Below are 20,000 nucleotides of genomic sequence, written 5' to 3'. Positions count from 1 at the left end.
GACCGGTTTCCGGGGCGGCGTGCCGGTAGGGTGATGCCGCCCCGGCCGCCGCCCCCCAACTCGTCTCCCTCTGGAGGTCCCTGCCCGATGGTCCAGTCGGTGGGTATCAAGGACGTCGCCCGCGTCGCCGGAGTCTCCGTCGGCACGGTCTCGAACGTGATCAACCGCCCCGACACGGTCGCGACCGAGACCCGGGCCCGGGTGCTGTCCGCGATAGACCGGCTCGGATACGTCCGCAGCGAGTCCGCGCGCCAGCTGCGCGCGGGCCGCAGCCGCATCATGGGGCTGCTCGTCCTCGACATGGGCAACCCCTTCTTCGTCGACGTCGCGCGTGGCGCCGAGCGCGCCGCCCGGCAGGCCGGACTCGGCGTGATGGTCTGCAACAGCGCCCAGAGCCCGGGTGAGGAGGCCGAGTACCTGTCGCTCTTCGCCGAGCAGCGGGTGCGCGGTGTGCTGCTCACCCCCGCCGACGCGACCGGCCGCAACATCGAGGCGTTCCGCCGGCACGGCATCCCGTTCGTGCTGGTCGACCGGGTCGCCGAGGGCACCACGGAGTGCTCGGTCTCCGTCGACGACGTGGCGGGCGGTGCCCTCGCGGTACGCCACCTCGTCGACGCCGGGCACCGCTCCCTCGCCTACGTCAGCGGCCCGCCCGGCCTCAACCAGGTCCGTGACCGGCGCACCGGCACCCTCGCAGCGCTCGCCGAGGCCGGGCTCGGCCCCGACGCGCTGCGCGAGCTGCCCACCGAGCGGCTGGACGTCGCCGCGGGCCGTGACGCCGGGGCCCGGCTGCTCGGCCTCGCCGACCGGCCCACCGCCGTGTTCTGCGCCAACGACCTGCTCGCCCTCGGCGTCCTGCAGGCCATGTACGCGGCCGGTGTCGGCGTCCCCGACGACCTGGCCATCGTCGGCTACGACGACATCGAGTTCGCCGCCGCCGCTGCCGTCCCCCTCACCTCGGTACGACAGCCCGCGGTCACCATGGGCGCCATGGCGGCAGACCTGCTCCTGGAGGAGACGGAGGAGGAGGGCGCGGCGCGACCGCACGAGCACCGGCGGGTCGTCCTCCAGCCCGAGCTGGTGGTGCGCCGCTCCAGTCTGTCCGCGCGCTGAACCTGAACCGCCGTTCAGCGGGATTTCATGATCCGAAGGGCCTCCGCCCGGACGTTCACTGTGATGAACTGGGACGCGGCCAGTACATCCGTCCGTCCCGGGAGCCCTGTTGTCCCTCAGCTACCGTCAGCCCGGAGTCGTCCTCACCGACCGTCGCTTCACCGTCCCCCTGGACCACGACCGGCCCGAGGGCGAGACGATCGAGCTGTACGCCCGCGAGGTCGTCGCGAGCGACAAGACGCACCAGGACCTGCCGTGGCTGCTCTACCTCCAGGGCGGCCCCGGATTCGGCGCCGACCGGTCCGTCGGCCGGCCCGGCTGGCTGGGCAGGGCGCTGAAGGAGTACCGCGTCCTGCTCCTCGATCAGCGCGGCACCGGCCACAGCACGCCCGCCAACCGGCAGACGCTCCCGCTGCGCGGCGGCCCGGCCGAGCAGGCCGACTACCTCACGCACTTCCGCGCCGACGCCATCGTCGGCGACTGCGAGGCCGTCCGCGCGCAGGTCACCGGCGGCAAGCCCTGGACCGTCCTCGGCCAGAGCTTCGGCGGCTTCTGCGCGACCACCTATCTGTCCCTGGCCCCGGAGGGACTGGCCACCGCCGTGATCACCGGCGGTCTGCCCGCCCTCGACGCCCACGCCGACGACGTCTACCGGGCCGCCTTCCCGCGCATCGAACGCAAGGTCGCCGCCCACTACGCCCGTTACCCGCAGGACGCCGAGCGTGCCCGCCGCATCGCCGACCATCTGCTCACCCACGACGTGGTCCTGCCGAACGGCTACCGGCTGACCGTCGAGGCCTTCCAGTCCCTCGGCATCGTCCTCGGGACCGGCGACGGCACCCACCGCCTGCACTACCTCCTGGAGAACGCCTTCGTCCGCACCCCGCAGGGCCTCACACTCTCCGACGCGTTCCAGGAGCAGGTCCAGGCCATGCTCTCCTACGCCCGACACCCGCTGTACGCCCTGATCCACGAGTCGATCTACGGCCAGGACGCCCGGCCCACCGCCTGGTCGGCCGAGCGGATCCGCGCCGAGTTCCCGCAGTTCGACGCCGCCAAGGCACTCGCGGGCGACGAACCGCTGCTCTTCACCGGAGAATCGATTCACCCCTGGATGTTCGACTGCGACCCGGCCCTGCGCCCGCTGCGCGAGACCGCCGACCTGCTCGCCGCCCGCACCGACTGGACGCCCCTGTACGACCCCGCCCGCCTCGCCGCCAACACCGTGCCGGTGGTAGCGGCCGTCTACCACGACGACATGTACGTCGACACGGCCCACTCCCTGCGCACCGCCCGCGCGATCCGGGGCCTGCGCACCTGGATCACGGACGAGTTCGAGCACGACGGCGTGCGCACCGGCGGCCCCCGCGTCCTCGACCGGCTGCTCGCGCTGGTCCGGGGCGAGGAGTGATGCCGCGCCGGAGCCCTGGTGATGTCGGTGGCGCGGATTAGTCTGCGGGCATGACGACCACTCAACTCCAGCCCATGCCCGGCGACTGGCGGCGTGCCCTCGCGGTCGTGGCCCACCCGGACGACCTCGAGTACGGCTGCTCGGCGGCGATCGCGGCCTGGACCGACGAGGGCCGCGAGGTCGCCTACGTGCTCGCGACCCGGGGCGAGGCGGGCATCGACACCCTGGAGCCCGAGCGGTGCGGGCCGCTGCGCGAGCGGGAGCAGCGGGCGAGCGCGGCGGTGGTCGGGGTGTCGGAGGTGGAGTTCCTCGACCACCAGGACGGCGTCATCGAGTACGGCACCGCGCTGCGCCGCGACATCGCCGCGGCGATCCGCCGGCACAAGCCCGAGCTGGTCATCACCCTCAACCACCGAGACACCTGGGGCGGCGTCGCCTGGAACACCCCGGACCACGTGGCCGTGGGCCGGGCCACCCTCGACGCGGCCGGCGACGCCGGCAACCGGTGGATCTTCCCCGAGCTCGTCGAACAGGGCCTCGACCCGTGGGACGGAGTGCGCTGGGTGGCCGTCGCCGGTTCCAGCACCCCCACCCACGCCGTCGACGCGACACCCGGGATGGAACGGGCGGTGCGCTCCCTGCTGGAACACCGCACCTACATCGAGGTGCTGACCGACGAGGACCCGGAGACGTACGTGCGCGGCTTCCTGACGCAGCACGCCGAGGCGACGGGGGAGCGGTTCGGGGGCCGCCCGGCGGTGGCGTTCGAACTGTTCGGCAGATGACCGGCGATCGACCGGCGGACGACGGGGGAGACCATGACAGGCAGCGCGGAGCTGGCCGACCGGTTCGAGGAACAGCGGGGGCATCTCAAGGCGGTGGCCTACCGCATGCTCGGATCGCTCTCCGAGGCGGAGGACGCTGTCCAGGAGGCCTGGCTGAAGCTCGGCCGCACCGACCCGGACGACATCGGGAACCTCGGCGGCTGGCTGACCACGGTGACCGGCCGGGTCTGTCTGGACCTGCTGCGCTCGCGCGCCGCCCGCCGCGAGGAGCCGATGGGCGACGCCTTCGTACCGGACCCGGTGCTCCGACCCCTGGCGCAGGTCGTCGACCCGGCGGAGGAGGTGCTCCAGGCCGACTCCGTGGGCCTGGCCCTGCTCGTCGTGCTGGAGAATTTGGCGCCCGACGAACGGCTCGCGTTCGTGCTGCACGACATGTTCGCCGTGCCGTTCGACGACATCGCGCCGATCGTGGAGCGCGGCCCGGCCGCCACCCGTCAGCTGGCGAGCCGCGCCAGGCGCCGTGTGCGGGGTGCCACCCCCTCGTCCGAGCCCGACCTCGGCCGGCAGAAGGAGGTGCTCGATGCCTTCCTCGCCGCCTCCCGCGCCGGGGACTTCGAGGCGCTGCTGACCGTCCTGCACCCGGATGTGCTGCTGCGGGCCGACGCGGGCGCAGTCGTGCGGGGCGCGGCCGCCTCCAAGCTGGTCCAGGGCGCCACGGCGGTGGCGGAGCAGGCGCTCATGTTCGCCCCCTACACGCGGTCCCCGCGGCTGGTGCTGGTCAACGGCTCGGTCGGCATGGTCGACGCGGCCGGCGGGCGCGTGCGGTCGGTCATGGGCGTCACCATCGAGGGCGGCCGCATCACCGGCATGTACATCCTGGCCGACCCCGAGCGGCTGGAGCGGCTGGACGCCGCCGAGGTCGCGGGGTGAGCGGATCTCATCGATGACGGGTCGTTTCGTATGCTGAACGGCATGCGAGATCATCAGGCCGGGTGGGCGGAGTTGCGCGGGGACTGCGAGCAGTGCTTCGGGCTGTGCTGCGTCGCCCTGCCGTTCGCGGCCTCGACCGACTTCGCGGTCGACAAGGCCGCCGGCACGCCCTGCCGCAACCTCCGGGACGACCACCGCTGCGGCATCCACGCGAAGCTGCGGCAGAAAGGATTCTCCGGCTGCACGGTCTACGACTGCTTCGGCGCCGGGCAGCGGGTCTCGCAGATCGCCTTCGGCGGCCGGGACTGGCGCTCCGGACCACCGGAGCAGGCCCGCCGCATGTTCGAGGTGTTCCCGGTCGTCCGGCACCTGCACGAACTGCTGTGGTACCTGACCGAGGCCCTCGCCCTCCCGGCGGCCCGGCCCGTCCACGCCGGACTGCGCAAGGCGCTGGCGAAGACCGAGGAGCTCGCCGCCGGCACCCCGGAGGAGCTCGCCGGGCTGGATGTGGCGGCCCACCGCCAGGACGTCAACGTGCTGCTGCTGAGGACGAGCGAGCTGGCCAGGGCCGGCATCAAGGGCCGCAGGAAGGACCGCCGGGGCGCGGACCTCATGGGCGCCCGTCTCAAGGGCGCCGACCTGCGCGGCGCCGGCCTGCGCGGTGCCTGTCTGATCGCCGCCGACCTCACCGGCGCCGACCTGCGGGGCGCCGACCTGATCGGTGCCGACCTGCGCGACACGGATCTGACGGACGCCGACCTGACCGGGGCGTTCTTCCTCACCCAGCCGCAGCTGAACGCGGCCCGGGGCAGTGCCGGGACCCGGCTGCCCGGCTCAGTCACCCGCCCCCGGCACTGGACGGCGCAGGTCTGAGGCCGGCTCCCGCACCGGGGCGCGGCGCTCCGGGCGCAGCCGCAGGGCCTCCGGCATCAGCGTCAGCCGTTCCGTCACGCGCAGTCGGTGGGCCGGTCGGGCCGCAGCTCGTAGCGGCGCAGCAGCAGCCCGAGCCCCAGCGTGGCCTCGTGCGGCGCGAACTGGCGCCCTACGCACACTCGCGCGCCCGCCCGAACGGCTTGTAGGTGTGCGGGGGGTGGGACCGTACGGCCTGAGCGTCGAAGCGGTCGGGGTCGAACCGCCCGGCGTCCGCGCCCCACACCTCGGGGTCCCGGTGCAGCATCGGCGTCAGCACCAGCGCCCACGCCCCCCGCCGCATGGGATGCTCCCCGGCCAGCACCGTGTCCTGCCGGGCCTCCCGGGAGAACGCGGGCGCGGTGGGCCACAGCCGCGGTGACTCGTCCAGGACCCGGCGGACGTGGCGCAGCCTCGCCATCTGCCCGTAGGCCGGTTCCGCCGCGTCCCCCCACACCCGGTCCACCTCGGCGCGGGCCCGGGCCGCGATTCCGGGTGGCGGGCGAGGTGGTGCAGGGCGAGGGAGGGCGCGCCGGACGTCGTCTCGTGGCCGGCGACGAGGAAACGGCCGCGGTGTCCGGCGTCCCGGTCCGCGGGCAACTCGCGGCGGGTCCGGAGACGTTCCTGGAGTACGTCGAGGCGCACGCGCACGGCTGTCGCGCCCTTCATCGCGCCGACGCGGCCGGGGACCGGTCGGTGCGGCGGGTCTACCAGCGGGCCCTGGCCGAGCAGGAGCGGCAGATCCTCGCCGCGCTCGCCGCGGACCCCGAATTCGGGCCGGCGTTCGAGGAACGGCCGGAGGTCCGGCTGGCCGTGCGCGGCTGGCCGGCGTTCACCACGGCCGTCTGCCTGGAGTGGCTGCGCGACACGGAGTTGAGCAGGCGACAGGTGCGTGAGCTGTGCGCACGCGCCCTGCTGGGCGTCCTCACTCCCTGAAAGATCTCACTGAGAGCCCGTGACGTGGTTGGCGAGCACCCCGATCTTCGGTAAGTTAGGTGAGGCTTACCTAAGGAGGTCTGGGATGGGTGACGACAGCCACAGCCGGACGGCGGCTCCCGCCGCCGCCGAACGGGCACGCTCGGTGCTCGCCGCCGCGTGGTCCTGCTCGGTGACCGCGGAGGGCACACGGGAGGAGCTGGTCGGCGCGCACACGGTGCAGAAGGACGGCCGGGTGTTCGTGGAGGTGCCCGAGGACAGCGCCCTGCTCGCGGCCGCGATCTGCGCGCCCCGCGGCGAGCCGTCCGCGGTGCTGGAGTTCGCCGATGTCGCGCCCGTCCCCGTACGCGACCGGATCCGGGCCCGGCTGTGGCTCGCCGGCTGGTTCGCCGTCGAGGGGGAGAGGCTCGCCTTCACGCCCACGCGCGTGGTGCTGCGGCAGCCGTCCGGCTCCGTGGTCGTGGACCTCGACGACTTCGCCGCCGCCGCTCCCGACCCGCTCACCACGGCCGAGGCCCGGCTGCTGACCCACCTGGCCGACTGCCACGCCGACGCCGTCGAGCGCCTCACCCGGCTCGTCGACTCCGAGAGCCTGTACGGCGCGGTCCGCGTCCAGCCGCTCGCCGTCGACCGGCACGGACTGACGCTCCGCATCGAACGCGCCCGCGCCCACGGTGACGTACGCCTGGCGTTCCACGGGCAGGCCGACGACGTCGCGCAGCTCACCGAGCGCATGCACCTCCTGCTCTCCCAGGCGAACGCCGCCTCCTGCCCGCGGGCCCTACAGCGGCAGCGCACAGACGGCGACGGGTGAGCGGAACGATTCGCCCGCCCGCCGCAGTTCGCCGTTCGCCTCGTCCACGTGGAAGACGGTGACGGTGGAGGACTTCTGGTTCGCCGCGAACAGCAGCGTGCCCTCCGGGGAGAAGGCGATCTGGCGCGGGAAGTCCCCGCCCACCGGCACCGTGTCCAGGAGCCTGAGCCGGGCGCCGTCCGCCTCGACGGCGTAGCGGGTGAGGCTGTTGTGCCCGCGGTTGGCGAGGTACGCGAACCGGCCGTTCGCGGTCACCAGCAGCTGCGCCGGGTAGTTCGTCCCCTCGCCCGTGCCCGTGGACTGCGCCTCGCCGACGCTCACCCGGCCGGAGGCCCCGTCGTACGAGCAGACCGCCACCGTGTTGTCGACCTCGTTGGCGAGATAGGCGTACCGGCCGCCCGGGTGGAACGTGAGGTGGCGCGGTCCGGCGCCCGGCCGGGTCCGCGCCCGCGCGACCTCGGTGAGCGTGCCGGCCTTGTCGTCCAGCCGGTACGTGTAGACGGTGTCGGTGCCCAGATCGACGGCGAGAACATGGCGCCCGTCCGGGCTCGTGACGAACTGGTGGGCGTGCGGGCCCTCCTGACCGGGGCCGGGGGCCGGGGCGGAGTGCCGGACGAGGGCGGTGCGCTCGCCGAGCGTGCCCGAGGCGTCGATGGGGTGCACGGCCACACTGCCCGAGCCGTAGTTCGCGCTGAGCAGCCAGCGCCCGCCCGGGTGCACCGACAGATGGCAGGGCGCCGCGCCACCGGTGCTCCGGCTGCCCAGGACCTTCCGGTCGGACAGCCGGACGGCGCTCACGGCACCGTCGTCCCGCTCGTCCACCGCGTACAGCGTGCGGCGGTCCGGGTGGATCGCGAGGTACGACGGGTCACCGACGCCGGTGATGGTGCCGACGGCGGTGATCCGGCCCGTCGCCGGATCGTAGGCGGCCAGGCCGATGCCCTTGCCGCCGCCCTCGACGGAGGTGTAGGTGCCGAGGTGGAGCGGGCGGGGCCCGGAGGGGCGCCGGGCCCCGCGGGACGGGCCGGCACTCGGCTCGGGCACCGGGGCCGCAGTCGTCGTGGGCGCGGGTGCGTCGTCGCAGGACGGCAGCGCCGCCGCGGCCGCCCCGCCCGCCAGTGCGCCGACGAACCGTCGCCTGCTCCAGCCACCACTGTCCATATCGCCCCTCAGATCGTCACGCGTCCCCGTCGTGACAGCCACCTTGACGTTTCCCGGCCTTCGGGTGCAACAACGGCAGCGGGTGGTGCGCGAGGCGCAACGGGGCCGGTTACCAGTTCCCGTCCGCCACGGGGTTGCCCGGGGCGTCCCCCAGTTGCTGCGTCTGGTCCGGCGCGGGCGGCTGCCAGGGCTCGTGGTCGTCACCGAGCCAGTCGCCGACCGGCTTCACGGATCCGAGTGTGTCCGTCGGGGCGAGGTCCTGCGCGTCCTCGTCGTCATAGTCGAACCAGGGCAGGCCCGCGCGGGTGTACGCGGCCCGGTCAACCGGCGACGGCGGCGCGGCCTCGCCGGTGATCCGACGCCACTCCGGCGGCGTCACCAGGTGCACGAACACCCGCCCGCCCGGCCGCTCCGACCAGTGCGAGAGCGGCCGGTCGTCCTGGTAGACCTCCTGACGCATGGAGCCGCCGACGCCGAGACCCATCGCCGCGGCCGCGCGCGGCGGACCCGCCGGGGCGGCACCGGGGGCGGGCGCCGGGACCGCTCCGGGCGCGGGCGGGGCCGCCATGGGCATCGGGGCGCCGAAGCCGCCGGACGAGGGCGGCGCCGCCATGGGCATCGCGGCGCCGTAGCCGCTGTGCGGCGGCGTCAGCCGCTGCCGCTCCGCCCGCTGCCGCTCCTCCTCCCGCCACCGCGCCCGCTCCCGGTCGTTCAGCGCGAAGGACTGCAACTGGACGCCGCCCCACACCTCCTCGCCCGTGACCTGCCCCTCCACGGTGGCACCCAGACCGAGCGGGACGGCCACGAACTGCCGGACCGTGCCCGTGCCGGAGTTGATGCCGTCCAGCCAGGGCTGGCGGGGGAGCACCACGTAGTTCTGCGGGCCGCGCGCCAGGCGGTCGCTCCAGGGGCGGCCCGAGACCGCGCACACCTTGCCGACGCCGACCTGGAGTGCGGCCGGTTCCGAGGTGCCCGCGAAGCTCAGCCACATCGCCTCGCGCAGATACACCGGGAGCATCACACCGCCGCGTGCCCGCCACGCCTCGGGCACCCTGTCCGCGTAGTCCGCGACCCGCCGCACCGGGAAGTCGCCCAGACCCGGCGGCAGCGGATGGGTGCCGGTCTCCGGCAGACGCAGGGTGCGGATGAACCGGACCGCCACCCCGCCCGGCAGCCGCAGTGTGTTCCCGTCGATCCGCACGGTCGTGTCGGCCATCGGCCCGCTCCTCGCATCAGGTGCCGGCCCCCTGCCGGCGCTCCGCTGAGGGGTCATTCACCAGGCCCGTCCCGGCCGTTCACAGTGAAAGGACCCCTTCAGGGATAACGCCCGCCGAACCCCGCGCGGTTCCGCCACATCTGTTCCGTGACGCCCAGCCGCTCCCGCAGTCGCGTCAGTCGTGGCATCCGCGCGCGCTGTTCCCCCGACACACGGTCCAATTCCTCGAACAGGCGCCGCGTGCGGTGCTCGGTGTCGAGCTCGTCGAGGATGCGGTTGACCTCCGTCAGGACGGCCCCCGGAAGCTGCCAGTGCCGCGGGTCGCGCTCGGCCTCCTCGCGCAGCAGCAGGGCCAGTTTGTCGCGGGTGCCCGCCGCCGTGCGCAGTTCCGCGGCGAGACGTTCCTCCGCCGACTCGGCGCTCGCACTGAGGTGGGTGGTGACCAGCACCGCGAAGCTCACGACCGCGTCGCCGATCTCCGACAGCAGCTGTTGCAGGGCGGCGCCCGTCTCGGCCTCGAACAGCGGCTCGGGTTCGCGCTCCTTCGCCAGGTCGGTGAGGGAGCGGGCGAGCACGCGCAGGACGACCGTGCAGATCTCCAGCGTGTCCAGGCCGGTGCGCATCACGACCCGGTGCAGCACGCTGTCCTGCACACGCGGGTTGAGCCGCAGACTGTCCTCGGCCTGCGTGAGGGCCGCGTCCACCTCGACGATGTCGTGATCCAGGCGGCGCGCCTCGTGCAGTTGCTTCTCCGCGCGGTGCACGGGCGTGCCGCCGGCCGTCTCCTCGCCCATGCGCAGCATCAACTGCCGCAGCCGGCGCGCCAGGCCCTCGATCGACTCACCCGCCTCCTCCACCCACACCGGCGGAGCCAGCAGCAGGTTGCAGGCGAGTCCGACGACGGCGCCGATCAGCGTCTCCACCACCCGGGACCAGGCGGTGTCCCCGACGGTGGTGACGCCGAGGACGAGCATCGCGCTGATCGCGACCTCGGGTACGTACTCCTCCACCCGGACCAGCCGTCCCACGGCCAGTGAGGCCACGAGGAGCAGTGCCAGGCTCCACCAGGTCAGGCCCACCAGCAGGCTGAAGGCGATCGCGACGAGGACGCCGGTCACCACGGCGTTCACCCGCCGGAAGCCGTTGGTGATCGTGGCGTACAGCGTCACCTGCACGACCAGCAGCGCCGTCAGGGGAGCGGTGAGAGGTGCCGGCTCGGGGCTCAGCCGCAGTGCGATGACGTACGCGACCGTCGCCGCGAACGCGGACCGCAGCGTCTGGACGACCACGGGATCACGACGCTTCCGCACGATCCGCCCGGCGTGCGCCGTCCACTCACGTACCTCTCGCATCCTCTGGCTGTTCCCCTTCCCCGGTGTAACGAACGCATCCGTGATCACATCCATGACGGACGCTCACGGAGGACGTTAACGCCGGGCGAAACCAGGGGCGACCCTAGGACGGTCGGGCGGACACCTCGTCTCAGGCGGACACCTTGTCGAGGAAGGCGGCCAGATGGCCCGCGGTCCGCTCGATCTGCTGCTCCAGGGTGAGGCTCTCCTCGAACCGGGCCCCGGTGTCCGGTGTCTTCTTCCCGCGTACGTACAGGGAACAGGCGAGGTCGGTGCACATGTACACGCCGACGGAGTTGCCCTCGCGCCCGGCCGCCCCCGCCTTGCGCGCGGTCATCAGCGCGACCCCGCCGCGCGGGTGCGTCGTCAGGCAGAGCGAACACATACTGCGGTGCAGGAACCCGCGCCGCGCGGTCTGGAAGCGCATCGCGACCCCGACGAGCCGCCCTTCCCGCTCGGTGACCAGATAGCTCCGATCCGGTGCTCCCGGATCCCGCCACCCGAGGAAGTCGAGGTCGTCCCACGGGCGGTCGTCGAGGTCCCGGGGCACGGCGAGGCGCTTGGCCTCGCCCTTGGAGCAGTTGACGAAGGAGGTGCGGATGTCCTGTTCGCCGAGTGGCTTCACGGGGATGCTCCAGGGGTGGTCGTCGCGAAACCTGAGGGTCCTCGGTTCGTGGGCCGGGTCAGGGTAGGCAGCCGCGCCGGAACGGGGCCACCGGATTTCCGGGACGCCTCCCGCATGGCGCCCCGGATGCGGGAGGCGTTCCGTATCCTGTTGCGCGGGCATGCGCCGGACGCCGACGAGGCCGCCCCCGAGCGGTGGCTCGACGGGCTGATCGCGGACGGGCGTCACGTCGAGGACGTGTACGCGACCGGCTGACCGCAACGGCAGGGGAGAGGTGGGCGCACGGTGGCGGACTCCTGGGAACGGGCCCGGCACATCCTTCGGACGGCGGGCCTGGACCCCGGCCGCCTCGCCCACCTGGCCCCGCTGGCCGGGGGCACGTACAACACGGTCGAGGAACTCCGCCTCACCGACGGCAGCCGCTACGTGCTGAAGATCCCGCCCACCGCGGCCGTCCCCGGCCTGCGGCACGAGAAGCGGCTGCTGGTCTCCGAGTCCGAGTTCTACCGCTCGGCCACCCGGGTCGGAGTCCCCACCCCGCGGGAGGTGTCCGCCGGGGAGGACTTCCTGCTGATGACGGCTGTCCCGGGTGATCCGTGGGACGGGACGCTCACCGGTGCGGAGCAGACCGCCCTGCGCACGGAACTGGGGCGGCAGGTGGCCCGCTTGCACCGCGTGACGGGCCCGGGCTTCGGCTACCCCTCCGGCGCCCTCGGGCCGCTCGCCCCCGACTGGCGCACCGCCTTCACGGTGATGTTCGACGCCGTCCTCGACGACGCCCGGCGCTACGGGGCCCGACTGCCCCGCCCGGTCGACGCGGTGGCCCGTGCCGCCGCGTCCGCCTACGGAGTGCTCGACGAGGTCACCGAACCGTGTCTCGTCCACTTCGACCTGTGGCCGGGCAACATCCTCGTCGAGCGCCCCGAGGGACAGGCCCGCATCGGTGGCCTCATCGACGGCGAGCGGATGTTCTGGGGCGACCCTCTGGCCGACTTCGTCTCCCTGGCGTTGCTCGAGGACATCAGGAACGACGAGGCGTTCCTGGCCGGTTACCGGGAGGCGGACGGCCGGGCATGCTTCGACGCCCCGGCCCGCCTGCGACTCGCCCTGTACCGCACCTATCTGTACCTGATCATGCTCACCGAGACGGTCCCCCGCGAGGCCGATGAGCAGCAGGAGCGCTGGGTGTGGCAGCGGGTCGCCCCGGAACTCGTGGCGGCTCTGGACGAGATCGAGGAGGCCCGCAGGCCCCACTGAGTGCACCTCTCGTTAGCTCACACCATGAAATAAGGGGTGGAGGAATAGCGCGCCGACCCCGGCCCCGACGGTATGTTGCAGGTCGGACAGGGGATGCGAGGGGAGCCACATGGCGGCGCGGAACGGGCGCACGGTACGCGATCTCAGGCGGGCCAACCGCACGGCCGTGCTGCAACGGCTCTACTTCGACGGCCCGCTCAGCCGCTTCGAACTCGGCCCGGCCACCGGGCTGAGCTCGGGTTCCGTCAGCAACGTCGTCGCCGACCTGGTCGCCGACGGGCTGGTCGAGGAGGCGGGCAGCGTCGACTCCGACGGCGGCCGGCCCCGCACCCTGCTGCGCGTGGCGCCCGGCAGCGGCCACATGATCGGCGTCGACGTCGGCGAGACCAGGGTCCGTGTCGAACTGTTCGACCTCACCCTCACCGAACTCGCCCGGGCCGAGCACCCGCTCACGCCGCAGCGGTACGACGTCGAGGTCATCGTCGACCACATCCTCCAGGGCATCGCCGAGGTCCTGGACACCGCCGGCCTGGCGCCCGAGCGGCTCCTCGGCGTCGGCATCGGCGTCCCCGGCATCGTCGAGCGCACCGCCGACCGCGGCGCGCTCGTGCACGGGCAGACCATCGGCTGGGACGCCGTCCCGCTGGAGGCCCTGCTCCGCACCGGATCCCCGCTGCCGGACACCGTCCCGTACTTCATCGACAACGGAGCCAAGACGCTGGGTCAGGCCGAGATGTGGTTCGGCGCCGGCCGGGGCGCCCGCAACGCCGTCGTGGTGCTCTTCGGCTCCGGCGTCGGCGCGAGCCTGGTCACGCCCGACGTGGAGCAGGGCCGCGCCGTCGAATGGGGGCATCTGACCGTACGGGTCCGGGGCCGCCGCTGCCGGTGCGGGGCCCTGGGCTGCCTGGAGGCGTACGCGGGCGCCGAGTCGCTGCTCGCCCGCTGGCGCGAGGAGGGCGGCCGGGTCCCCGACGGCACCGACGAGGAAACCGCCCTCACCACGATGCTCGCCGCGGCCCACCCGCCCGAGGGCGGCACGGCCGACCCGGTCGCGCTGGCCGTCCTGGAGGAGACCGCCGAGTACCTGGGCGCGGGCCTGTCCGACCTGATCAACCTCTTCCAGCCCGAGCGCATCCTCATCGGCGGCTGGGCGGGCCTGGCGCTCGGCTCCCGCTTCCTGCCCGCCGTACGCCGCCACGCCATGTCGTACGCGCTGCGCCACCCGGCCGGGAAGGTGACCGTCGACCTCGGCAGGCTCGGGCCCGACGCGGTCGCCGTCGGCGCCGCGATCCTGCCGCTGGCCGACTTCTTCGCACGCGGCGGACGGCGCCCCGATCCGGCGCCGGAGTATCCCCTCCCCGCCTGGCGCACCGCCCTCGAGGAACGGACACCGCGCTGAGGTTTCGCCGATCACCGCGGAGGTACTCGCGTGGCGCCCGGACCACAGAAGGGAGCACGCCGTGACCGACCACCGCCTCGAAGGACCCGGCGAGAACGGTGAGCCCATTCCACGGGACATGCCGGACCAGCAGGCCGACGACGGCGAGGACCCGTGGGACGTCGCCCCGCGCTTCACGGGCACCGGCAAGGACGACCGGGGCGAGAGCGACGACGAGACCGACGAGCCCGCCGGTGACGTCCCCGACACGGACGAGGCGGGGACGGGCCGGCAAGGAGCACCGCGCTCGGGAACGGTTCCCTCCGAGCACCCGGTGCCGGACGAGCCCTCCGCCTAGGAGGGCATCCCAGCGAGGGCCGCAGCCGACTGTGGGGGTCGGCTGCGGCCCTCGCGCATGTCCCACGCCCGAGGCTGCCCGAGGACGCGCACGGGTCCCCGGATCAGCCCACCTTGCGACCCCGCAGTGGTTCCGTGCGCGCCCCGGCACCCTGCCGCAGGCCGAGCAGGAACTCCTCCAGCACCTCCGGCGCCCTGTGCTCCGGTCGCCAGCCGAGCTCCCTGTGGGCGCGCGTCGAGTCCATCAGCGGCAGCCGCAGCACCGCGTCGAACAGGTGCGGGGAGGCGGGCAGCAGATGCAGGCCCCAGGCGGCGGCGATCGCGGACCGGGCCGCCGTGCGCGGCAGCCGTACCGGGCGGGCGTCGAACATCTCGCTCAGCAGCCGCGCGTCGATCGGCGGGTCGGCCGCCAGGTTGAAGGCGCCCCGGACATCGGAGTGCAGGGCCAGCCGGTACGCGTTCGCCGCGTCGTCCGTGTGCAGCGCCTGCACCCTCAGCCCCGGGATGTCGGGCAGGAAGGGCAGCAGCTCCGGGCGGGCCAGCGGGCCGGGCAGGAAGCGGCCGCCGAAGATGCGGCGCTGCTCGCTCGCCGACTCCCGCTGGAAGAGGAAGGCGGGCCGCATCCGCACCACCCGCGTCCCCGGACGGTCGCGTTCGAACGTGTCCAGCGCCCGCTCCAGATACGCCTTCTCCCGGCAGTACGCGGCGTCCGGCCAGCCGTGCGTCGGCCAGGACTCGTCCACCGTCTCGTCCTTCGGGCCGGGCGAGTACGCGCCGACCGACGAGGCGTGCACCAGCGTCGGCACTCCGGACGCCGCCACCGCCTCGAAGACCCGCATGCTGCCCAGCACGTTGGTGCGCCAGGTCGCCGCCGGGTCGTGCGTCGGCTGGAACGCCCAGGCCAGATGGACCACCGCGTCGGCGTCCGTGAACCGCTCCGCCAGATCGGGCCGCTCGGAGGACAGATCGACGGCGGCCCAGTCCGTCTTCGGGGGCGACCAGTCGGGGATACGCCGGGCCAGGCCCAGCACCGACGCGACGCCCGGGTCCTCCGAGAGCAGGCGCACCACGCTGGTGCCCACGTTGCCGGTGGCGCCCGTGACCACGACCCTCATGCCTGTTCCGTTGCTCACCTTGCGCTCCTCTCGGCCGCGTGGTGCCACGACAGGTGCCGAGTACCCGGGCGGAGCGGATTGCACATGGGTACGGAGAAGCCCCGGCCGGACGGGGGAATCACGGCCGGGGCGGCTGAAGGGCGGGTCCTGTCCGGACCCACACCTTGTTCAACGGGCAACCACCTCTGGATGTTCCGGGGTCACCGCACCAGCCCGGTGAGGTGCGTCACCGTGCCCGGTCGTCCGGGACGGTCTCGACCCAGAGGTTCTCCGCCTGGAGGAGCAGCGTGCCCAGCACGGCGGTGGGGGCGGCTCCCTCCCCGGCGTCACGGCGCAGCCTGTCCTGCAGTTCCTCGTGCAGCTCCCGCATCGCCTCCTCGGCCCCGTCGTCCGGCCGGGCGGTCACGGCCCCGTCGCACAGGCCGTCGGCCTGAGCACGCAGCGCGTCCCCGATCAGCTCCAGCAGCCGGGCGTACGTTCGCAGGGCCGGCCCCTCGGGCGGGGCGGGCGTCCGGTTGTCGTCCACGGACACCGCGAGGGCCCGGGTGAGCGTGGTGACGTGCCCGGTCACCCGGCCGAGCCGCTCGTCCTCCTCCTCGGCGGGCAGAACACCCGCGTGCGGTACGCGGTGCAGGGCGCGCAGCGGCGCGTAGGTCAGGCGCAGGCTCTCCTGGCTCCACCGGCGTGCCGAGCGCAGCGTCTTCAGCCGGTGGTCCAGCCGGGCCGAGGCCTTGACCCAGCCGTAGGCGGTCTGCGCGTCCCACTCGCCCTCGCGCAGATCGGCGGCGACCGTGTGCAGGACGTCCCCGGCCTCCCGGGCCAGCGCCGCCAGGTTCTCCCGCACGTCCCGCAGATGGATCGGAGGCAGAACGAGCGCGTTGACGGCGACGCCGATGACCGCGCCGATCGCGGCCTGACCCACCCGGTGCCCGACGGCGGGCAGACTCACCATGCCCGAGGAGATGACGAACAGGGCCGTGGTCGCCGCATAGATGCCCTGGTCGCCGAAGCGGGGCCAGTTCGCAAGCAGCATCAGCACCGGTACCGACAGGGCGAGCGCGCCCGTCGTGTTGTCGGTGATGGCCTGCGCCCCCGAGCCGACCAGGGCGCCGACACAGATCGCCCCGAACTGGCGCGCACCCTGCACCAACGAGCTGAAGACGGTGGCCTGCACCAGCACCAGCGCCACCCAGGGCGCCATCAGCGCCAGCGGGTCGCCCATCCAGACGCCGCCCACCAGCCAGGCCAGCACCGCCGCCCCGGCCGCCTTCAGCGACTGAACGACCAGATCCCGCTCCCGGCCGGGCCCGCGCCACGCCGCTCGCAGAGCGTTGCAGGCACCCAGCGTGTCGCGCCGCACCGCGTCCATCGGCCGGACGGAGCGCGCTCCCTGCTCCAGGCCGCGCATCCGCCCCCGGGCCGTCGGCGCTCCCCGAGGCCGCGCACCCGGGGTCGCCCCCTGGTCTTCGTCCTTGTCCTTCCGCCCGCGGAAGGCTCCCGCCGTCCGCCGTACCGCACTCGTCACACGCGTCATGCGCTGCGGGTATCCGTGTGACCGGGGGTTTCACGTCGCGTCATGACAGCGGGCTGTCGCCGAGGGCCGACAGCAGGTGCGCGGGGTCGGCGTAGACCACGTCCGCGCCGGCCTCCTCCAGATCGGCGCGCGGGACACCGCCGCACAGGACGCCCACACAGCGCACCCCCGCCCTGCTGCCCGCCCGCATGTCCCACACGGTGTCGCCGACGAACACCGCCCGCTCCGCCGGGACCCCGGCCAGCTCCAGGGCGTGCTCGACCGGCTCGGGGGCGGGCTTGCCCTCGTCGACGTCGTCGGCGCTGGCCGTGGCGGCGATGGCCTCGTCCGCGTCGATCGCCCGGCGCAGCGCGCTCAGCTCCGCGCCGCCCGCCGAGGTGGCCAGCACCACCGTCCAGCCGTCCCGGTGCAGCCGCCGCAGCAGCCGTCCGGCCTCCGGCAGCGCGGGCAGCCGGTTGAAGTACTGCCCGTACAGCGCCTTGTGCCCGGCGCTGAGGTCGGCGTCCTGGTCCGTGTCCCGGTCGTCACCCAGCAGATGGGCGATCAGGTCGGTCGACGGCAGGCCCACGGCCCGGTGAACGGCGTGCATCGGCACCCGGTGGCCCGCCTGCCGGAAGGCCTCCCACCAGCTGACGACATGCAGATGATTGGTGTCGACCAGGGTGCCGTCGACATCGAACACGGCCGCCCGTCCCGCGCTTCCCATAAGTGCTGTCCTTTCCTCTCGGCCGTGCGGGTACCACGTCAGGCGCCCGCCACGCCCGACGGCACACGCCGCTCTCGCGTCCAGGCCAGAAGCTCGTCGAGGGACCACGTGGTCACCACCCGCTCGGGCGGCACCCCGCACTCCTCCGCCCGCGCGCACCCGTTGATCTGCCAGTCCAGCTGCCCCGGCGCGTGCGCGTCGGTGTCGACGGAGAACAGCACACCGGCGTCCACCGCCCGGCGCAGCAGCCGCCGGGGCGGGTCGAGCCGCTCCGGCCTGCTGTTGATCTCCAGGGCGGTGCCCGTCTCCGCGAGCGCCGCGAACACCTCCTCCGCGTCGAACTCCGACTCCGGCCGCCCCCGGCCGGTCACCAGCCGCCCCGTGCAGTGCCCGAGCACGTCCGAGTGCGGATCGCGTACGGCGGCCACCATCCGCCGGGTCATCGACCGGGCGTCCATGCGCAGCTTGGAGTGCACCGACACCACCACCACGTCGAGCCGATCCAGCAGCTCCGGCTCCTGGTCGAGCGAGCCGTCCTCGAGGATGTCGCACTCGATGCCGGTCAGCAGCCGGAACGGCGCCCAGGTCTCGTTCAGTTCCGCCACCACGTCCAGCTGCTCCCGCAGGCGTTCGGGCGACAGGCCGCGCGCCACCGTCAGCCGGGGCGAGTGGTCGGTCAGCACCGCCCACTCGTGGCCCAGCTCCGCGGCGGCCCGCCCCATCTCCTCGATGGGGCTGCCGCCGTCCGACCAGTCGGAGTGCAGATGGCAGTCCCCCCGCAGCAGCGCCCGCAGCGTCTCCCCACCCCGCACGGCGGGCCGTTCCCGCGCCTCGCCCTCCAGTGTCGACAGGTAGCCGGGCACCTGGCCGGCCAGCGCCTCCCGCACCACCTGCGCGGTCTTCGGACCGACCCCTTTGAGCCGCTCCAGCGAGCCGTCCCCGGCTCGCCGGCGCACCTCGTCCGCGCCGAGGTCCTTCAGTACGCGGGCCGCCGTACGGAAGGCGCGCACGCGGTAGGTCGGTGCCAGGGACCGCTCCAGCAGGAAGGCGATCCGGTCCAGTGCCTCGACGGGGTCCATCGCCACCTCCACCTCAAGGGTTCCCCAGCGCCCGGCGGGCCGCACGACGGGGTGCGCGGTTTGCCCCGGATCCCCCCGGGTACTGCGATGCCTCGTCCCGCCCCCGTCGACGAGGAGGCTCGTCATGTCCGCTCCCAGCGCGTCGCCCAGCAAGGTCGCCGTGATCACCGGCGCCGATTCCGGCATCGGCCGGGCCACCGCCGTACGCCTGGCGCAGGCGGGCATGGACATCGGGATCACCTACCACAGCGACCGCGAGGGCGCGGAGGAGACGGCCGACGAGGTGCGCTCGCACGGGCAACGGGCCGAGGTCGCCCGGATGGATCTCACCCGGCTGCCCGAAGCGGCCGACACCGTCGACGAGTTGTGCGAGCGGCTCGGCCGGATCGACGTGCTGGTCAACAACGCCGGAACCGGCACCATGACGCCCTTCCTCGACCTGGAGCTGTCCGATGTGCGCGAGGTCCTGGACGTCGACCTCGTCGGACCGTTCCTCTGCGGGCAGAAGGCGGCCCGGCACATGATCGGGCACGGCGAGGGGGGCCGGATCGTCAACGTCACGTCCGTCCACGAGCACCAGCCGCGGGTGGGCGCCGCCCCCTACTGCGCCGCCAAAGGCGGTCTCGGGCTGCTCACCCAGGTCATGGCCCTCGAATTGGCCGAGCACCGCATCACCGTCAACGCCGTCGCGCCCGGCGAGATCTCCACGCCCATGACCGGCCAGGAGGACACCGATCCGCACACCGATAGCCGCCCGGGCATCCCGCTCGGCCGGCCCGGTGACGCGCGCGAGGTCGCCGCCGTCATCGCGTTCCTCGCCGGCCCGGACGCCTCGTACGTCACGGGCGCCTCCTGGAGCGTCGACGGCGGCATGCTCCGGATGGGCCCGCAGGCCGGGTCCCACCTGGCCGGTCACGACTGGCGCCGTCCCTGAGCGGGCCTGCCGGTCGGCGGGCGCCCTGAGCCCGCGTCGGCGCCGGTTGCGTTCTACGCTCGATGCATGACCGAAAGCGCGAGCCCGTACATGTCCCACCCGCGGATCATGGTGCTCGGGGTGCAGCCGGGCACACCGCCGTTCCGGATCGTGCAGATCGACGGCCAGGTGGTCGGGGAGGCTCGGGCCGTCACCGACGTGCTGGCCGCCGCGGCCGCGTTCGGCATCACCGTGCACGACATGGACGATCCGGACGTGGTCCGCTGGGTGGGCGGAGACAAGTTCACCTGGACGGTGCACTAGTGCCTGCTGCGGCACCAGGCCGCTTCTGATGGATCTCCGCGGCGTCGCGACGCCCGGCACGCTCCCCCGTTCTCGGCTTCGCTCG

20 protein-coding genes and 2 pseudogenes are annotated in these 20,000 nt (G+C 73.7%); 13 read left to right on the top strand and 9 right to left on the bottom strand.

Annotated elements, in window-relative coordinates; translation table 11 throughout:
* The first annotated feature begins 87 nt into the window (after positions 1-87).
* The 5 genes from QNO09_RS02935 to QNO09_RS02915 all read left to right on the top strand — a co-directional run bounded on the left by QNO09_RS02935 (position 88) and on the right by QNO09_RS02915 (position 5,112).
* Positions 88-1,113 carry a LacI family DNA-binding transcriptional regulator gene (locus QNO09_RS02935; RefSeq protein ID WP_283968431.1) on the top strand — a complete coding sequence of 342 codons (1,026 nt, stop codon included), beginning with the start codon at positions 88-90 and terminating at the stop codon, positions 1,111-1,113.
* Positions 1,114-1,222: 109 nt separating this feature from the next.
* Positions 1,223-2,524, top strand: coding sequence for an alpha/beta fold hydrolase (locus QNO09_RS02930; RefSeq protein WP_283968430.1), 1,302 nt, complete (start codon positions 1,223-1,225; stop codon positions 2,522-2,524).
* 50 nt (positions 2,525-2,574) lie between these two features.
* Positions 2,575-3,309 carry a PIG-L deacetylase family protein gene (locus QNO09_RS02925; protein WP_283968429.1) on the top strand — a complete coding sequence of 245 codons (735 nt, stop codon included), beginning with the start codon at positions 2,575-2,577 and terminating at the stop codon, positions 3,307-3,309.
* 33 nt (positions 3,310-3,342) lie between these two features.
* Positions 3,343-4,239, top strand: a complete 897-nt coding sequence (sigJ, locus tag QNO09_RS02920; protein ID WP_283968428.1) for an RNA polymerase sigma factor SigJ — start codon at positions 3,343-3,345, stop codon at positions 4,237-4,239.
* A gap of 30 nt (positions 4,240-4,269) precedes the next feature.
* Positions 4,270-5,112 (top strand): pentapeptide repeat-containing protein, encoded by an 843-nt coding sequence (locus tag QNO09_RS02915; protein ID WP_283968427.1) that lies wholly within the window; start codon positions 4,270-4,272, stop codon positions 5,110-5,112.
* Here QNO09_RS02915 and QNO09_RS02910 read toward each other — a convergent pair.
* A pseudogene (locus tag QNO09_RS02910) lies at positions 5,074-5,712 on the bottom strand (cytochrome P450); the annotation flags it as partial. The gene QNO09_RS02915 and the pseudogene QNO09_RS02910 sit on opposite strands and share 39 nt — an antisense overlap.
* Between QNO09_RS02910 and QNO09_RS02905 the strand changes: the two are divergent.
* Together QNO09_RS02905 and QNO09_RS02900 are read left to right on the top strand one after the other, a co-directional pair.
* Positions 5,713-6,084, top strand: a pseudogene (locus QNO09_RS02905) (TetR/AcrR family transcriptional regulator); the annotation flags it as partial.
* Between the two features lie 85 nt (positions 6,085-6,169).
* Positions 6,170-6,898, top strand: coding sequence for a DUF2470 domain-containing protein (locus QNO09_RS02900; protein WP_283968426.1), 729 nt, complete (start codon positions 6,170-6,172; stop codon positions 6,896-6,898).
* On the opposite strand, the gene QNO09_RS02895 is transcribed toward QNO09_RS02900, so the two are convergent.
* The 4 genes from QNO09_RS02895 to QNO09_RS02880 all read right to left on the bottom strand — a co-directional run bounded on the left by QNO09_RS02895 (position 6,866) and on the right by QNO09_RS02880 (position 11,252).
* Positions 6,866-8,059 carry a lactonase family protein gene (locus tag QNO09_RS02895; RefSeq protein ID WP_283968826.1) on the bottom strand — a complete coding sequence of 398 codons (1,194 nt, stop codon included), beginning with the start codon at positions 8,057-8,059 and terminating at the stop codon, positions 6,866-6,868. The two genes, QNO09_RS02900 and QNO09_RS02895, sit on opposite strands and share 33 nt — an antisense overlap.
* Before the next feature lie 109 nt (positions 8,060-8,168).
* The gene (locus QNO09_RS02890; protein ID WP_283968425.1) at positions 8,169-9,275 is read right to left on the bottom strand and encodes a hypothetical protein; all 1,107 of its coding nucleotides are present in this window, start codon (positions 9,273-9,275) and stop codon (positions 8,169-8,171) included.
* 98 nt (positions 9,276-9,373) lie between these two features.
* Complete coding sequence (locus tag QNO09_RS02885; protein ID WP_283968424.1) at positions 9,374-10,627, bottom strand: FUSC family protein; 1,254 nt, start codon at positions 10,625-10,627, stop codon at positions 9,374-9,376.
* A 130-nt stretch (positions 10,628-10,757) separates the two neighbouring features.
* Positions 10,758-11,252: an FBP domain-containing protein gene (locus QNO09_RS02880; RefSeq protein ID WP_283968423.1), complete on the bottom strand. Its 495-nt coding sequence runs from the start codon at positions 11,250-11,252 to the stop codon at positions 10,758-10,760.
* A gap of 114 nt (positions 11,253-11,366) precedes the next feature.
* On the opposite strand from QNO09_RS02880, the gene QNO09_RS02875 reads away from it, so the two are divergent.
* From QNO09_RS02875 to QNO09_RS02860, 4 genes are all read left to right on the top strand, one after another.
* On the top strand, positions 11,367-11,507 hold the full coding sequence (locus tag QNO09_RS02875; protein WP_283968422.1) for a hypothetical protein: 141 nt from the start codon (positions 11,367-11,369) through the stop codon (positions 11,505-11,507).
* A gap of 30 nt (positions 11,508-11,537) precedes the next feature.
* Positions 11,538-12,509 (top strand): phosphotransferase family protein, encoded by a 972-nt coding sequence (locus QNO09_RS02870; protein ID WP_283968421.1) that lies wholly within the window; start codon positions 11,538-11,540, stop codon positions 12,507-12,509.
* Positions 12,510-12,618: 109 nt separating this feature from the next.
* Positions 12,619-13,908 carry an ROK family transcriptional regulator gene (locus QNO09_RS02865; protein WP_283968420.1) on the top strand — a complete coding sequence of 430 codons (1,290 nt, stop codon included), beginning with the start codon at positions 12,619-12,621 and terminating at the stop codon, positions 13,906-13,908.
* Between the two features lie 61 nt (positions 13,909-13,969).
* Complete coding sequence (locus QNO09_RS02860) at positions 13,970-14,245, top strand: hypothetical protein (RefSeq protein WP_283968419.1); 276 nt, start codon at positions 13,970-13,972, stop codon at positions 14,243-14,245.
* 103 nt (positions 14,246-14,348) lie between these two features.
* On the opposite strand, the gene QNO09_RS02855 is transcribed toward QNO09_RS02860, so the two are convergent.
* The 4 genes from QNO09_RS02855 to QNO09_RS02840 form a co-directional block, all read right to left on the bottom strand.
* Positions 14,349-15,377 (bottom strand): SDR family oxidoreductase, encoded by a 1,029-nt coding sequence (locus QNO09_RS02855; protein ID WP_283968418.1) that lies wholly within the window; start codon positions 15,375-15,377, stop codon positions 14,349-14,351.
* A 208-nt stretch (positions 15,378-15,585) separates the two neighbouring features.
* The gene (locus tag QNO09_RS02850; protein WP_283968825.1) at positions 15,586-16,728 is read right to left on the bottom strand and encodes an FUSC family protein; all 1,143 of its coding nucleotides are present in this window, start codon (positions 16,726-16,728) and stop codon (positions 15,586-15,588) included.
* A 205-nt stretch (positions 16,729-16,933) separates the two neighbouring features.
* A complete protein-coding gene (locus QNO09_RS02845; protein ID WP_283968417.1) occupies positions 16,934-17,599 on the bottom strand; it encodes an HAD family hydrolase in 666 nt (221 codons plus the stop codon).
* Positions 17,600-17,637: 38 nt separating this feature from the next.
* Positions 17,638-18,678: a PHP domain-containing protein gene (locus QNO09_RS02840; protein ID WP_283968416.1), complete on the bottom strand. Its 1,041-nt coding sequence runs from the start codon at positions 18,676-18,678 to the stop codon at positions 17,638-17,640.
* Positions 18,679-18,802: 124 nt separating this feature from the next.
* Here QNO09_RS02840 and QNO09_RS02835 point away from each other — a divergent pair, with 124 nt between their 5' ends.
* Positions 18,803-19,612 (top strand): SDR family oxidoreductase, encoded by an 810-nt coding sequence (locus QNO09_RS02835; RefSeq protein WP_283968415.1) that lies wholly within the window; start codon positions 18,803-18,805, stop codon positions 19,610-19,612.
* Positions 19,613-19,678: 66 nt separating this feature from the next.
* Complete coding sequence (locus QNO09_RS02830; protein ID WP_248502216.1) at positions 19,679-19,915, top strand: hypothetical protein; 237 nt, start codon at positions 19,679-19,681, stop codon at positions 19,913-19,915.
* Positions 19,916-20,000 lie beyond the last annotated feature (85 nt).

This window comes from Streptomyces sp. 378 (genome assembly GCF_030124145.1).
Lineage (GTDB): Bacteria > Actinomycetota > Actinomycetes > Streptomycetales > Streptomycetaceae > Streptomyces.
Note: the sequence above shows the minus strand (reverse complement) of the source record. Positions and strands in the feature narration are given on the sequence as shown.